We start from the raw sequence: 13,934 nt of genomic DNA on the forward strand, positions 1-13,934 counted from the left end.
GGCAGGATTCGAACCTGCGACACCCGCTTTAGGAGTTTTCCCTGGGCTAGGCTGTGACCTGCGGAAACGTCAGTCACAGGGTGTCTGGCTTGGGAAAACACTCCTCCGTGGTTCTCGCGTGTTCACGGGGTTTCCCGGCCTCATGTGTGCTGAATCCGTTCTGGATGAAAGTCATCCGAGGAGCAGCTGGCGGCCCGCGCCCTGCACGCGACGTCTTCGCCGTCCTGCTGCGGGAGGCCCATGACGATTCGTGGAGCTGGAGCGGCACCTCACTCTGAGTCATGGGTGCGGATCGCCGGCGCACTTGCCCCGGTGCGCCGTGGCGCAGAGCCGAATGATGAGGGCCGGATGGCCGTTTCCCCTCGACAGGCGCTCGTCGACCCCGGTGTCGCGGTGGCCGATGTTCAGCGCGACGAGGGCCGCGACCTTGAGGTCGCGGCCCTCGTCGCCGCTGCGCGCATGACAATGCTTCCCCGAGCGATCAAGGTCCGCCGCAGACGTCCTGCTGATCCGCCTCGGTCAGAACCCGTGTCACCGCCGCGAAGTCGTCGGCACGGTTCCCGGGGCTCACACGTAGTCGCCCCTGGCCGCCGAGTAGTGCACCACGGCGGCCGGTGTGCCGTTGGTGAGGATGCCGGTGATCCGGAAGTACGACGTCTCGCCGAGCGGCAGGCGCACGAGGGCGCGGTAGATGCGGTCCGGGGCCGCGGCGACGGAGGTGACCGGTTCGTACGTCCTGGTGGCCACGTTCCAGCGCTCCACGCGGTACTCGGTGATGCCGGCGCAGGCCGTCTTGTCGGAGCAGGCCCACTCCAAGCGGCCGGTTCTGGTCACGTCGTCGGGGTTGAGGACGGTGAGCGCGCCGGAGTCCTCGCCGAGGGCGTCGTCGGGCCTGTTGTCGAGTTCGGTGGTGGTGACGGTGGTGGCCAGGTCGAGGCCGATGTGGTTGCCCCACTGGTCGATCGCTACGACGAGGAAGGTCACCGTCTCGCCGTCCGCCGGTCCGGCGCACAGCATTGCGTTCGGCAGGCCGGTGGACTTCCTGGGGTCGACGGCGTCGGAGCACCCGTCACTGTCGTAGCCGGTGCTGCCGTCCGGCCGCCGTACGACGCGGGTGGCGGCGTAGCGCAGGCCGCTCTCGGTGGGGGCGTCCCAGCTCAGCAGGACGCCGTCGGCGCGGGGCGTGGCGGTCAGGCCGGTGAGCGGGGCCGGGGGAACGCTGTCGGGGGTCACCGAATCCGGCGCGGACATCGGGGACGCGTTGCCGGCGGCGTCGGTCACCACGGCGGCGTAGGTGTAGGTGGTGCCGTCGAACGCCGGCAGTTCGTCAACGTACGCGTAGGCCGACGTCGGCGACGACTCCTTCGACGTTGTGCCGATGAGTTCGGGGCTGTCGCCGAGGGTGTCGCCGGTGGACCGGTAGATGCTGATGGTGCCGCCGATCCTCATCTCCTCCTCGGTCCGGTCGTCCCAGTTGATCTTCAGAGAGCTGGGGGTGTTCGCCATGTGGGACACGGCGATGACGGGTGCCGTCGGGGCGACGGTGTCGACCGGGGTGACCGTCAGGAAGGGTGTGCTCTCGGACAGGTTCCCGGCGCGGTCGGTGACGCGGATGTAGTAGCGGATGGGCTTGCCGTCGCGGGGCAGTTTGGTGTCGGTCCAGGCGGTCCTGTCGGTCAAGACCATGGGGGCCCAGTCACCCACCGCGGTCTGCCGGTAGACCCGGTAGTAGGCGAGGTCCATCTCCTTGTTGGGCGCCCAGGAGAAGGTGGCGGAGTCGGTGCCCTTGTCGTACACCACCTTCGCCCCGGTGGGTGTGAGAGGGGCGACACGGTCCACGGTGGCGCCGGTGCGGGGCGCGTAGACGAACTTGACGGCGGCGGCACCGGTCCAGTTGACGTAGTCGATGCGGAGGGTGTGGGTGCCGCGGGGGATGGTCAGGTTGACGGTCCGGGAGACGGTGCTGGACCCGTTCTTCCACAGGTCGATCTTGCGCGCGCCGTCGAGGTACACGCGGATGCCGTCCTGGCCGGAGGCGGTGAACGCGAAAGGACCTCCGGAGCCGAAGTCGCGGGTGATCTGCCAGCGGACGCCGAAGTTGTCCTTGCCGACGCCGGGGACCCCGGGCGATTTGGTGCCCCAGTTCTCGTTGATCGCGGTGTCACAGTCCGTGCGCTTCGGCGCGCCCGAGAAGCCGGTGTTCGCGAAGAACTGCCGGGTGTAGGTGTTCGTCGCGCAGGCCGCCGCCGACGCCGGAGAGGTGGCGACCGCGACAAGAGTGCCCGTCATCGCGACCACCACCGCGGTCGCGGCGGCCAAACGGGATCTTCCGACACTGCTCACTGCATCCCCTTTTGAGCGTGTGACCGTCCCTCGGACAGTCGTACGAGAAGTGGGATACATGAGAGCAGCCTGTGGTTGCACGGCCAAGCGGTTTACGGTCGCCGCCGGTGACGAGTGTCCTCAGGCGGAGGGTGTCGATTCATGCCAGTTCGGGTCGTCCGAGACGCCCGTCGGGAGACCATGAGCCGCATGGACCGCCTGCTCAAGCGACACCGGCAGAGGAAACTGCCGTCAAGACCCGCTGCCACTGCCCCGCGGCCGATGATCGCGGGGCAGTGACAGCAGGCCACATACGGTGCCCTCGGCAGGGGTCGAATCTGCGACACCCGCTTTAGAGTTCGATTCCCGCCCGCACCGACCGTTGCCGTCGACTGGTGCGACAGCCGGACGAAGCCGCTGGTGTGTGCCTCCGTCCGGCGCCGTTGATGTCAGCCGTAGATGTCAGAGACCTTCTGATCCGTAGCTCTGCAGAGATCGTTCATTGGAGGTCGTACAGGCCGCCGTACGGGCTGTGCGAGACGGTGTTGGGCGCTGCGGGTTGCTGGGGTTGCTGTACTTCGCTGCTGTACCGCATCACGGCCGCAGCAGTGGCGAACTCGCCTGCTGCCGCCGTTGGACGCCGTCCATCGGCTCGGCCGGTTCGCCTGGCGGCGCCACCATCAGGCCCGATCCCGGGCCCGGCCGCTGCCTGCGCCAAGCCGTTCAAGCACGGATCACGAGCTGCGGGTCCGTTCAGCTGAAGGGAACGGCGTCCGCCGGGGCGGTGTGCCAGTTGGTGACGATCGGGTCTTCGACAGTGATGGTGCCGACCGGCAGGGAAACCGGGTGGGGGTCGTCGTCACCGACGCCGACGATGATGGAGTCCAGTTCCTTGCCACCGTTTCCTTTGGTGGTCTTCGGGTTCACCCCGGCGTAGGCGGTGGTGCTCCCGCTCAGCTTGATCTGCTTGCCGACGGCCTGCTCCGCGGGACCCGCCTGGGTGCCGTCGGATCCGAACGCCACGGTCGGAAGCGCGGCGGGCAGGTAGCAGGTGATCCCCGGCTTCGCCTTGGCGATGATCAGGATGTATCCGCCGGCCTGGGTCTCGGACCTGGTGCTCCAGGAGATGTCGTTGGCGCCGCAGCTCTGCTCGACCGGTTCCCGCTTGCCGTTGCCGTTGCCGGTGTCGGCGCCGGAGCCGGCTGCGTTCTCGGTTCCCTTGCCCGTTGCGTTGGAGCTCTTGTCGGTGCTCTGGCCGCTGCTTGCGGCCGTCGAGCCGGACGGGGTGGCCGCATCACCGACGGGGGTGGCGGACGAAGAACTCTGCGCGGCGCCGGTGTCCGTGGCCGCGTCCCCGTCCTGGCATGCGGTCAGCAGCATGGCGCCGCCCACGATAGCTGCGGAGACGAGTAAGGCCTTGCGACGGTTGCCGGACATGAAATCCCCCTTGGGAAACAGTGGTTGAAGCCGAAGCCGTTTTGACTCTCGGTGGTCACCCGATCACTATGAGGGGGCTGCGAGGCGAAGGGTTCCCGGCGCCTTCGTTCCAGGACAGCGCTGTCACAAATTAGTGACGTGATCACGAAGAGTTGTGGGAGCCCATGCCGGCCCGACGGCGGTGACCTGACCGCCGGACTCCGGGAGAAGGGGCTGCGGGTCAACGAGAAGCGGATCGCCCGGGTGCTGCGGACGTTCTCCATCACCGGCATCCGCCTGCGCAGACGTGTCCGCACCACCGTCCCGGACCCGGCAGCCTCACAGGTTCCGGACCTGTTCCAGCGGGACTTCACCGCCACCGGGCCGGGGCGGAAATACATGGGCGACATCACGTATCTCCCGCTCGCGGGCGGGGCGTTCCTCTGTCTGGCGACCGTGCTGGACTGCTTCAGCCGCAAGGTCGTCGGCCGGTCCACCGCCGGCCACATGCGCACCGGCCTGGTCGCCGACGCGCTGCGGACGGCCGCCCGCACCCGCGGCGGCCTGGACGGCTCGGTGTTCCACTCCGATCATGGAACCCAGTACGGATCCCGGGCTTTCGCCGACGAGCAATGCTCATGACTTGTGGATCGGTCTTCGGGACGGCACGCGAAGGGCGTACCTTCCCGAATGATCCTGTATCGGTCACCAAGTCAGGCCCGCGTTCGCAGCGCGGGTCGGGAAGGCACGCCCGTGCTCAGCGTAGTCAACGAAGACGGCTCCACCGCTACCGGTTCGCTGATCGACGAGATCGTGCGGGAAGGCGCCCGCCGGATGCTCGCCGCCGCGCTGGAGGCAGAAGTCGACCAGTACATAGCCGAGTTGGCTGCCGAGCGGGACGAACGCGGGCGGCGCTTGGTGGTGCGCAACGGCCACCACCGCCCCCGCACCGTGACCACGGCCGCCGGCCCGGTCGAGGTCCGCGCCCCGCGAGTGAACGACCGCCGCGTCGACGAAGCGACCGGCGAACGGCAGCGGTTCTCCTCGAAAATCCTCCCGCCCTGGTGCCGCAAGTCCCCGAAGATCAGCGAGGTCCTGCCGCTGCTCTACCTGCACGGGCTGTCCAGCGGGGACTTCGTGCCCGCCCTTGAGCAGTTCCTCGGCTCCGCGGCCGGCCTGTCGGCGGCCACCGTGAACCGGCTCACGAAGCAGTGGCAGGACGACCACACGGCCTTCCAGAACCGGGACCTGTCCGGCACTGACTACGTCTACGTGTGGGCCGACGGCGTCCACCCCAAGGTCCGCCTCGGCCAGGCCCACTCCTGTGTCCTGGTCCTGATGGGCGTGCGGCTGGACGGCACCAAGGAGCTGATCGCGCTGGCCGAGGGGCTGCGGGAGTCGACGGAGTCGTGGGCCGACCTGCTGCGGGACTGCCGCCGCCGGGGCATGCGCGATCCGGCCCTCGTCGTGGGCGACGGCGCCATGGGCCTGTGGCGGGCCCTGGCGGAGGTGTTCCCGCAGGCCAGGCACCAAAGGTGCTGGGTCCACAAGACCCGTAATGTCATGAACACGCTGCCGAAGTCCGCGCAGCCCGGAGCGAAGAAGGCCCTGCAGGAGATATACAACGCCGAGGACCGCACCCACGCCGAGAAGGCGGCCCGCGCGTTCGAGAAGACCTATGGGGCGAAGTGGCCCAAGGCCGTGAAGAAGGTCACCGACGACCTGGACGAGCTCCTGGCGTTCTACGACTTCCCCGCCGAGCACTGGATCCATCTGCGGACCACGAACCCCATCGAGTCGACGTTCTCCACGATCAGGCTGCGGACGAAGGTCACCCGAGGAGCGGGCAGCCCGGCCGCCGCCCTGGCGATGGTGTTCAAGCTCGCCGAGGCCGCCCAGGCCCGCTGGCGGGCGGTCACCGCACCCCACCTCGTCGCCCTCGTCCGCTCCGGCGCCCGCTTCGAAAACGGCCACCTCGTCGAGAACCTCGAAGCCGCCTGAACCTCAACTCACCCACAAGTCTTGACAATTACTCTTCGCCGACCTCTGCGACCAGCTCGGGGTTTCCCGGTCGATGGGTGCGGTCGGCACCAGCGCGGACAACGCGGCCCTGCGAGAGTTTCCGAGAACCGGCAGCACCGGTTGTCTCATCTCATCGAAGTTTGAGCGAATACCCCTACTCACGTGAGTACGCACACTCACGTGGAGGCGGTGGCTTGCTCGGAGGCTTGGCGCATGAGACGAACCCCTGCCCCGACCAGCACGGCTGCCCGCTCCCCGCGCCGCCCGCACCCCACGCTCGCGATAACAGCTCTCGCCGCTCTGGCGCTCGCCGCCTGCGGCACCGAGAAGACAGGCGCCGGCGGACCGCAAAGCAACCCCGCTGACACCGCCGGGGCCCGGCCCGGCGCGGCGGGACGTCACCCGGGCACCGGAGGAGACGTCCGGCGTTCCCACGGAAGACGGCGGCGACGTTCCCACAGAGGACGCTGCCCGACGGCGCGTTCCCATGCAGGGTCAAAAAGGGGCTCTCCTGCCGTATGAGTGGGTGCTCTGACCTGCCCTGATACGGGAAACACGCCGTCTCCTGCCAGGCTTGAGGTCTCTGGGCTCAAGTTGGATCAAGCAGGAAAACGGCGTGTCCCTCTTCAGGATATGGAAGCGGACGCTGACGGCCGAACACACGGTGGTCGAGGGCGTCCGGATCGACGAGAACGAACAGTGTGTGATCGTGTCGGTACGGCCCGATACGCGCCGTCGGCAGCGGTGCGGCCGGTGCCGGCGCCCGGCGCCCCGGTACGACGCGGGGCGGGGACGGCGCCGGTGGCGGGACCTCGACCACGGGGTGCCGCGCGTCTTCCTGGAAGCCCAGGCGCCGCGGGTGACCTGCCGCGAGCACGGGACGACCGTCGCCGCGGTGCCCTGGGCCCGTCACGGCGCCGGGCATACCCACGCCTTCGACCAGCAGGCGGCATGGATGGCCGCCGAGTGCTCCAAAAGTGCAGCCGCGCAGCTGATGCGCACGTCCTGGCGGACCATCGGCGCGATCGTCGAGCGGTACGTCGCCGACCGCGACCGGTCCGTCGACCGCCTCTTGGGGCTGCGCCGGATCGGCATCGATGAGATCAGCCACCGCCGGGGGCAGAAGTACATGACGGTCGTCGTGGACCACGACACCGCGAGAGTGGTATGGATGGCCGACGGGCACGGCAAGGACGTCCTGCACCGCTTCTTCGACCAGCTCGGCGCCGACCGCGCTGCCCGTCTGACGCACATCAGCGCTGACGGCGCCGCCTGGATCGCCGACGTCCTTGAACACCGGGCCACGCAGGCCTTGCGCGTCATGGACCCTCCCCCAGGCTTCGCCCGGGGGTACCCCCATCCACGTCATCGCCTGGGCCACCGACGCCCTGGATGCCGAACGCCGCGCGAGCTGGAACCGCGCCCGCCGCCAGGCCCAGGACCCCGAGCGGGCCCGGGCGTTGAAGGACTCCCGCTTCGCCCTGTGGAAGAACGAAGCCGACCTCACCGACCGGCAGGCAGCGAAACTTGCCTGGATCGCCGCCACCAATCCGCGCCTGCACCGCGCCTGGCGCCTGAAGGAGGCACTGCGGGCCGTGTTCTCCCTGGCCAAGTCCCGCCCCACCGCCGCTCTGCAGGCCCTGGACCGGTGGATCGGCTGGGCCCGCCGCTGCCGCATCGACGTCTTCGTCGACCTCCAACGCCGTATCCGCCGCCACCACCAGGCAATCCGCGCCGCGCTGACCACCGGCATGAGCAACGGACTGATCGAGTCCACCAACACCAAGACCCGGCTGATCATCCGCCGCGGCTTCGGCTTCCACAGCGCCGACGCCATCATCGCCCTCGTCATGCTCACCCTTGCCGGCCCCCGCCCCACCCTCCCCGGACGCCAACCCACCACAGAGTGACCCACTCATACGGCAGGAGAGCCGTTTTTCCGGTCTGCAAACGTCACCAGTCGAGGTCTTTGTACCCCTCCTCCGGCATACCCACCTCCGAGAGGATGCTCAACGCCTGCTGCCTCATGAGTTCAGCGGCAGCTCTGCGCACTGTTGTGGAACTCAAGCCAGCTGGTGACCTCCAGGACGGACTGCCACTTCTCCATCCGCCCGCGAAGGCGGCGCAGCCGGCCAGCCGCCTGGCCCCACACCAGTGACCCGCTCGCTCGCGACATGGGCCGTGGGCGCCGTTGGATGACGGCGTCCGCAAGGACGGTCAAAATCGTAGAACCTCGACGCCCCGCTGTTCCAGCGGCGGCACGACGGCATTCAGGAACTCAGCTCTGTCCGCCGTTCCTCCGCCGACCACAGTGGCCGGTATGATCATCGGCCGCTCCTCCGCGACTATGTGCATGCCCTCGTTGGAGAAGAGGACGATCTGGGTTACCTGGTCCCAGCGGATCGTCCTGATGCCGCGCCGGGCCGTGCCAACCACGCCGTAGTCGTAGACGTAGACCGCCATCCGGGCACGCGCCAGCCCACGCACCGCCCGGATCAGGCCGATCAGCACGCCGGCGATCAGGACGATGAGCAGCCCACGGAAGACCTGCACCCAGCCGGCATCCCGGAACGAGGACAGGATCAGGTTAATCACGACCAGGGCGACCGCCGAACCGACGGCGAGCGCAATGCCACGCAGGGACTCGCCTGCCCCGCCGGGCTCCCGCCGGGCCAGCCGCAACGCCCCGAGGCCGGCAGCGGCCGTGCGAACGCCGTCGGTCTCGAGCGCTGACTGCCAGGTCGTCGGGCCGCTCTCGGCCGGCTGCGGCGCGTGCGGTGTCACGGTGTGTTCTGCTTGGGTTTTCGGATCCTGCTCTGCCATGAGTGTCCTCCCGAACATCGGACTCGCGATCGGCGGTGTATGCCGAAGGGTTGGGTGTATCTGCCCTCGCGCGGCACCGGAGCTTAGCCTCGATCATTCATGAGGAACCGTCAGTTTGCTGACAAGCCCTTTGTGGTGAGAGTTGGTGGAGTTTTCAGAGTCCGGGCAGGTTGAGCGCCCGGCTGTCGCGCGCTCGCAAAGACCCGCTCTACGTGGCCTTCGTGCTCGCCATCGCGATGGGCCTCCGCCGAGGAGAGATCGTCGGGCTTCGCTGGTCGGACGTCGACCTCGACAACCGGGTGCTCAACGTCCGCCAGCAGACGCAGCGCCGCCGCGGTGTCCTCTACGACGACGATCCGAAGAGCCGCCGTCGCCGTGCTGTTCCGCTGTCCGCGCTCTGCATCGCGCCCGTGCGCTGGCATCGCATGCGGCAGACAGCCGCCCGGGCCAAGGCGGGGGAGAAGTGGCAGGAGTTCGCGTACGTCTTCACCACTCGGACCGGCGGCCCGGTCGAGCCGCGCAACCTGTACCGCTCCTTCACCCGCATCGCCCAGTCCGCCGGCCTCCGCGTGATCCGTCTGCACGATGCCCGCCACGGCACCGCGACCCTCCTCACGGCGGCTGGAGTCGCGCCCCGCGTCGTGATGGAGATCCTGGGCCACTCGCAGATCAGCATCACCATGGACGTCTACACCCACGTCGTCCAGGACACCCAGCGCGAAGCCATGAGCCACATGCCCGGGTTCGACGTAATTCGGCGGCCTGGAGGGGCGAATCTGGGATCTGACCTGGGCGGACGTGCGTGGGTCCGCCTGGAGGGCGTTTCTCTAGGCGGTCGCGTTTCGGCTGGTCAGCGAGGCGCGGGCTGAAGCGCGATGACCTGCTTGGGGACGGGGATCTGCAGCTTCGCGAGCAGGTCTCGCTGGGGCTTCGTCAGGGCGGTGACCTGCTGGAAGGTTCCGGTGGGGCCGGTGAAGGTGCCCAGGTGGAGGCGGTCGAGCTCGCGTCGGATGTGCGGCCAGGTGTTGCCGGTGGTGGTCTCGGTGATCCTGATGAGGAGGAGAGCGAGCCAGCACAGGATGACGTGGGCTCGGATACGTTCCTCGAGCCGGTGGTAGACGGGCCGCAGGTCGATGATCTGCTTCATGTCGTGCCAGCCGCGCTCGACTTCCAGCAACTGCTTGTAGCCCAGCGCGATGTCCTCGGCGCTCAGGTGGGGGTCGCTGCAGCGCAGGAGGTACTTCCCGTCGAGGTTCTCCTCCGCCTTGATCTTCGCCTGGTCGATGCGGAGCTTGCCGGCCGGGGTGGCGCGAAGGTAGCGGTTCAGGCCGGGCTTGTCGGTGATCCGCCCGCGCAGTTCGCCCCGCTTGAACTCGCTGAGCTTGTCGGTGTCAGCGATCAAGTCGGCCAGCTGGGCGACGAGTTGTTCGCGCATGTGCCGGTCGCGCTCGGCCGCTTCGGGGTTGTGGCAGATGACGAACCGGTCGGTGTCGCTGATCCGCACCTCCTTGACGCGCATGTTCTCGCCGACGTCCTGGTAGCGGCCCTGCCGGGACAGGGCGGCCTGCACCTCGGGACTCCCGGAGCGAAGCTTCTCGCCGATGATGTAGGCGTGGTCGCCCTTGCGCAGGTAGCGGCGGTTCTCGGCGGAGGAGAAGCCGCGGTCGGCCACCCACACGATCTTGGAGAGGGTCCAGTCCCGCATCTCGTCCTTGACCTGGCGGATCAGGGTCTGGTCGGAGGCGTTGCCCGGCCAGCACCAGCAGCGCACCGGGATGCCGTCCCTGGTGACCGCCATGCCGATGACGATCTGCGGGAGGTCGTCGCGGGCGTCCTTCGACTTGCCGTAGGTGCGGAATCCGGCCTGCTTCGCGTCGCCGCCCGCCTGGCCGTCCTCAAGCTTGTGGCCGGTGTCGTCGCGGGCGACCGGTTCGTCGGGCTCCTCCAGCTCGAAGTAGGTGCTGGTGGTGTCGAAGAACAGCAGGTCCACCTCCAGGTTCAGCAGGTTCGCGACCTCGTCGAACACCTGCTTCTCCAGGTCGTCCTTCACCTCGTGCAGCCAGTCCATCGCCCGGTAGCAGGTCTGTTCGCCGGTCTCGGCCAGGCCGTCGATGTGCACGTCGTTCGTGATCCAGTCCGCTGCCGCGAGCTTCGAGGAGGGGGCCAGTGCGCGGTTGGCGACCAGGGCGAACAGCACCCGCTCGGTCGCGGTCATGTCCCGGCGGCGACCCCGCTTGGGCTGCCCGACCCGGCCCACGATCTGGTCGATCCGAAGTCGGCGCCACAGATGGTCCAGCGCGTAGGCGCCGCCGAACGGCACCGAGGAGGTGAACTCCAGGTCCGGTGCTGCGGTCGCGGTCAGGGCGTCGCCCGGGTCCAGCAGCTTCGATAGAGACGCGACCAGGCGCTTGACCGCGTCGCGGTCCAGGTCGTCCTCCCGGCCGAAGGAGAACAGCACCTTCGGCACCGCCCGCCCCTTCACCGGATCCCACTCGTTGTGGGCCAGATGCAGGTACCGGACCGTCCCGGACTTGTTCTCCCGCTTCGTCGTCTTCACATACACGGCTCCAGACGATAAGGCGAAGCAGCAGGCCAGCGCAGGCAAATCAGGAAAGTCGCGTCTCTAGGCGCTTCCGAACGTCCGAGCCCTTCGCAGCCCGATGACCTGCGCCTTCAACCCCGCAGTACCTCTAGAACCCGCGAATTACGTCGAATCCGGGGTATGAGGCCTGTGTGTACGTCCCCCAGCCCGACGGCACCCGCAAGCGCAAGACCGTCTACGGCAGCACGTGGGAGGAGTGCGACACCAAGCGTCAGGAGTTGGTACGTCGCGACCGTCAGGGCATCCCGACGCCCACCCGTTCCGCCAAGCTCTCCGAGTGGCTGCCGTACTGGCTGGAGCACTACATCGAGCCGCGCCGCAAGCTCAGCACCAAGCGGCTGGAATCGTTGAGCGTCGCGGACGTGCGCCGCTTCATCACCCGCATGCAGAACATCCACACCGCCGCGACCGCCAAGGAAGCGCACCGGGTGCTACGCACGGCGCTCACGGCGGCCGTGCGCGAAGAACTAATCACGCGGAATGTCGCCTCGCTGGTGGAGCCGCCGCGCGTGAAGCAGCGGGAGATCCGCCCGTGGTCACTGGAAGAGACGCTGACCTTCCTGGAAGCTGCGCGAAGTGACCCGTTGTACGCCGTGTTTGTCCTGGCCATCGCCATGGGCTTGCGGCGCGGGGAGTTGGTGGGTCTGCGCTGGTCGGATGTGGACCTGGACAACCGTGTACTGCACGTCCGTCAACAGACCCAGCGCCGTAGGGGAACGCTCTACGACGACGACCCCAAGAGCCGCCGCAGCCGTGTGGTGCCGATGCCTGCGCTGTGCATCGCGCCGCTGCGCTGGCACCGGCTGCGGCAGCGGGAGACGTTCGCGCGCACAGGTGTCGCCTGGTCCGAGACCGGCTACGTCTTCGCCACGCGGAACGGCCGGCCGGTCGAGCCGCGGAACGTCCACCGGTCCTTCACTCGTGTCGCGGCCGATGCCGGGCTGCGGGTGGTCCGACTGCATGATGCGCGGCACGGCTGCGCCACGCTGCTGACGGCGGCCGGCGTCGTGCCACGGGTCATCATGGAGATCCTGGGGCACAGCCAGATCAGCATCACGATGGGCGTGTACACGCACGTCGTGCACGACACCCGGCGGGAGGCGATCAGCCACATGGATCGGCTGCTCAAGCACCGTCTGCCGGCCGCCTGAGAGGCGACTGCCGTCAATTGCTGCCGTCACAACGGCCCGGACCATGATCGGCCCGGGCCGTTGTGCCTGGTGCCCCCGGCAGGATTCGAACCTGCGACACCCGCTTTAGGAGTTTTCCCTGGTCAGGTCCGTGACCTGCATAAACGTCGACCGCAGGACGGCTGGCCTGGTCAGATACCCCTCCGTAGTTCTCGCTTGTTCGCGGGGTTTCCCGTCCTCATGTGTGCTGAATCCGTTCCGGCGGGGGCTGCCCGCGAGACGGCCACCCACCGGCCCTGTACCGCAGACGTGAGAAGTCCTGCCACTCGTGTCACGGTCTGGGCCGCGCCGATGCAGTGCACGCCTGCCGGAGCGCTTCAGGCCGCCCATGACGACCGCCGGCCCGCCCCGGTCGCTTGCTGGGTTCGCGCCCGAAGGCTTGTCAGCGCAAGCCTTCGGCGTGAAGTGCTACCCAGTAGCACCGAGTGCTACCGTGGTTGGTATGAGCGTTCAGCCCGAAATCACCCAGCGGGATCTGCGCAACCGGTCCCGAGAGATCATGGACGCCATACAGGGCGGCCAGTCGTTCACCGTCACCCGTGACGGACACCCGATCGGTCAGCTCGTCCCTCTGCGGCGACGCCGTCGGTTCGTCTCCCGCCAGGAGTTCGCCGCGATGTCCAGGACCGCCCCCGCCATCGACCTCGACACGTTCCGCGCCGACCAGGACGCCACGGCCGACGCCTACCTGGACGATCCCTATGCCCGCTGACCGCTCGACGTACGCGCAGGGACTCCTCGACACCAACATCATGATTCTGCGCCGGTGGGTGGCCCCCGAGGAACTGCCGGACGAAATGGCGATCACCGCCATCACCCTGGCCGAGTTGTCCGCCGGTCCGCACGAGGTGCGCCGCAACGACGAACAGAGCGGCTACGACGAACACGCCGAACGCGCCCGCAGGCTCGACGTCCTGCAACGCGCCGAGAACGAGTTCGACCCCATTCCCTTCGACGCCGAGGCAGCCCGCATCTACGGTCGCATCTGCGCCGCGGTGATCAGTGCGGGCCGTAAGCCGCGCCGCCGGGTGGCCGACCTGATGATCGCCGCCATCGCCGTGGCCGAGGACCTTCCCCTCTTCACCACCAACCCCGACGACTTCAAAGGCCTGGACGACCTCCTCACCGTCGTACCGGTCACCCGTCCAAAGGTGCCCCACGACGGCTGATGCCAAGGCGCCGGGTCGGTGGGAGCACAACGGACTTCGTGGTGCGAGCGCGACACGGACGCGATCACGCAGTAGGGCCGGTTCAGGGGGCCAAGCCCATCGAACCGGCCCTGGCCGCAGTGCCCCCGGCAGGATTCGAACCTGCGACACCCGCTTCAGGAGTTTTCCCGGGGCGGGGCTACGACCTGCGGAAACGTCAGCCAACAGGTGGCTGGCCTGGGAAAACGCCCCTCCGTAGTTCTCGCGTGTTCACGGGGTTTCCCAACCTCATGTGTGCTGAATCCGTTCCGGCGAGGTCTGCCCGAAGGGGCGGCAGCCGACTCTACCTGTCGGCAGGGGCGAGACGTCCTGCCAGTCGTGCAGCGACCGCCCCTCCGCGAACGTGACCTC

The 13,934-nt window shown here is 68.3% G+C and carries 8 protein-coding genes and 3 pseudogenes; 7 read left to right on the top strand and 4 right to left on the bottom strand.

The window, feature by feature from the left end; genetic code table 11:
• Window positions 1-567 precede the first annotated feature (567 nt).
• Together ACX25U_RS20490 and ACX25U_RS20495 are read right to left on the bottom strand one after the other, a co-directional pair.
• A complete protein-coding gene (locus tag ACX25U_RS20490; protein WP_454382161.1) occupies window positions 568-2,289 on the bottom strand; it encodes a PA14 domain-containing protein in 1,722 nt (573 codons plus the stop codon).
• A 786-nt stretch (window positions 2,290-3,075) separates the two neighbouring features.
• Window positions 3,076-3,759, bottom strand: coding sequence for a hypothetical protein (locus tag ACX25U_RS20495; RefSeq protein WP_454382162.1), 684 nt, complete (start codon window positions 3,757-3,759; stop codon window positions 3,076-3,078).
• 186 nt (window positions 3,760-3,945) lie between these two features.
• Here ACX25U_RS20495 and ACX25U_RS20500 point away from each other — a divergent pair.
• From ACX25U_RS20500 to ACX25U_RS20510, 3 genes and pseudogenes are all read left to right on the top strand, one after another.
• Window positions 3,946-4,365, top strand: a pseudogene (locus ACX25U_RS20500) (DDE-type integrase/transposase/recombinase); the annotation flags it as partial.
• Window positions 4,366-4,491: 126 nt separating this feature from the next.
• Window positions 4,492-5,739: an IS256 family transposase gene (locus ACX25U_RS20505; protein ID WP_454382163.1), complete on the top strand. Its 1,248-nt coding sequence runs from the start codon at window positions 4,492-4,494 to the stop codon at window positions 5,737-5,739.
• A gap of 637 nt (window positions 5,740-6,376) precedes the next feature.
• Window positions 6,377-7,670: pseudogene (locus ACX25U_RS20510) on the top strand (ISL3 family transposase).
• A 307-nt stretch (window positions 7,671-7,977) separates the two neighbouring features.
• Here the strand turns inward: ACX25U_RS20510 and ACX25U_RS20515 are convergent.
• Window positions 7,978-8,583, bottom strand: coding sequence for a hypothetical protein (locus tag ACX25U_RS20515; protein WP_454382164.1), 606 nt, complete (start codon window positions 8,581-8,583; stop codon window positions 7,978-7,980).
• Between the two features lie 182 nt (window positions 8,584-8,765).
• Here ACX25U_RS20515 and ACX25U_RS20520 point away from each other — a divergent pair.
• Window positions 8,766-9,347 (top strand): annotated as a pseudogene (locus ACX25U_RS20520) (site-specific integrase); the annotation flags it as partial.
• Window positions 9,348-9,433: 86 nt separating this feature from the next.
• Here ACX25U_RS20520 and ACX25U_RS20525 read toward each other — a convergent pair.
• Complete coding sequence (locus ACX25U_RS20525; protein WP_454382165.1) at window positions 9,434-11,146, bottom strand: IS1634 family transposase; 1,713 nt, start codon at window positions 11,144-11,146, stop codon at window positions 9,434-9,436.
• Between the two features lie 140 nt (window positions 11,147-11,286).
• Between ACX25U_RS20525 and ACX25U_RS20530 the strand changes: the two genes are divergently transcribed.
• From ACX25U_RS20530 to ACX25U_RS20540, 3 genes are all read left to right on the top strand, one after another.
• Window positions 11,287-12,336 (top strand): tyrosine-type recombinase/integrase, encoded by a 1,050-nt coding sequence (locus ACX25U_RS20530; RefSeq protein ID WP_454394395.1) that lies wholly within the window; start codon window positions 11,287-11,289, stop codon window positions 12,334-12,336.
• Between the two features lie 481 nt (window positions 12,337-12,817).
• Window positions 12,818-13,087, top strand: a complete 270-nt coding sequence (locus tag ACX25U_RS20535; RefSeq protein ID WP_073948499.1) for a type II toxin-antitoxin system Phd/YefM family antitoxin — start codon at window positions 12,818-12,820, stop codon at window positions 13,085-13,087.
• The gene (locus ACX25U_RS20540) at window positions 13,077-13,544 is read left to right on the top strand and encodes a type II toxin-antitoxin system VapC family toxin (RefSeq protein ID WP_073948500.1); all 468 of its coding nucleotides are present in this window, start codon (window positions 13,077-13,079) and stop codon (window positions 13,542-13,544) included. Before ACX25U_RS20535 ends, ACX25U_RS20540 begins: the two co-directional genes overlap by 11 nt.
• The last annotated feature ends 390 nt before the right edge of the window (window positions 13,545-13,934 follow it).

Source organism: Streptomyces sp. JNUCC 63, assembly GCF_054366325.1.

Bases quoted from the DNA above. Each gene is read 5' to 3' on its own strand.
- ACX25U_RS20490 (WP_454382161.1), bottom strand. From the start codon at position 2,289: ATGACGGGCACTCTTGTCGCGGTCGCCACCTCTCCGGCGTCGGCGGCG.
- ACX25U_RS20495 (WP_454382162.1), bottom strand. From the start codon at position 3,759: ATGTCCGGCAACCGTCGCAAGGCCTTACTCGTCTCCGCAGCTATCGTG.
- ACX25U_RS20515 (WP_454382164.1), bottom strand. From the start codon at position 8,583: ATGGCAGAGCAGGATCCGAAAACCCAAGCAGAACACACCGTGACACCG.
- ACX25U_RS20535 (WP_073948499.1), top strand. From the start codon at position 12,818: ATGAGCGTTCAGCCCGAAATCACCCAGCGGGATCTGCGCAACCGGTCC.
- ACX25U_RS20540 (WP_073948500.1), top strand. From the start codon at position 13,077: ATGCCCGCTGACCGCTCGACGTACGCGCAGGGACTCCTCGACACCAAC.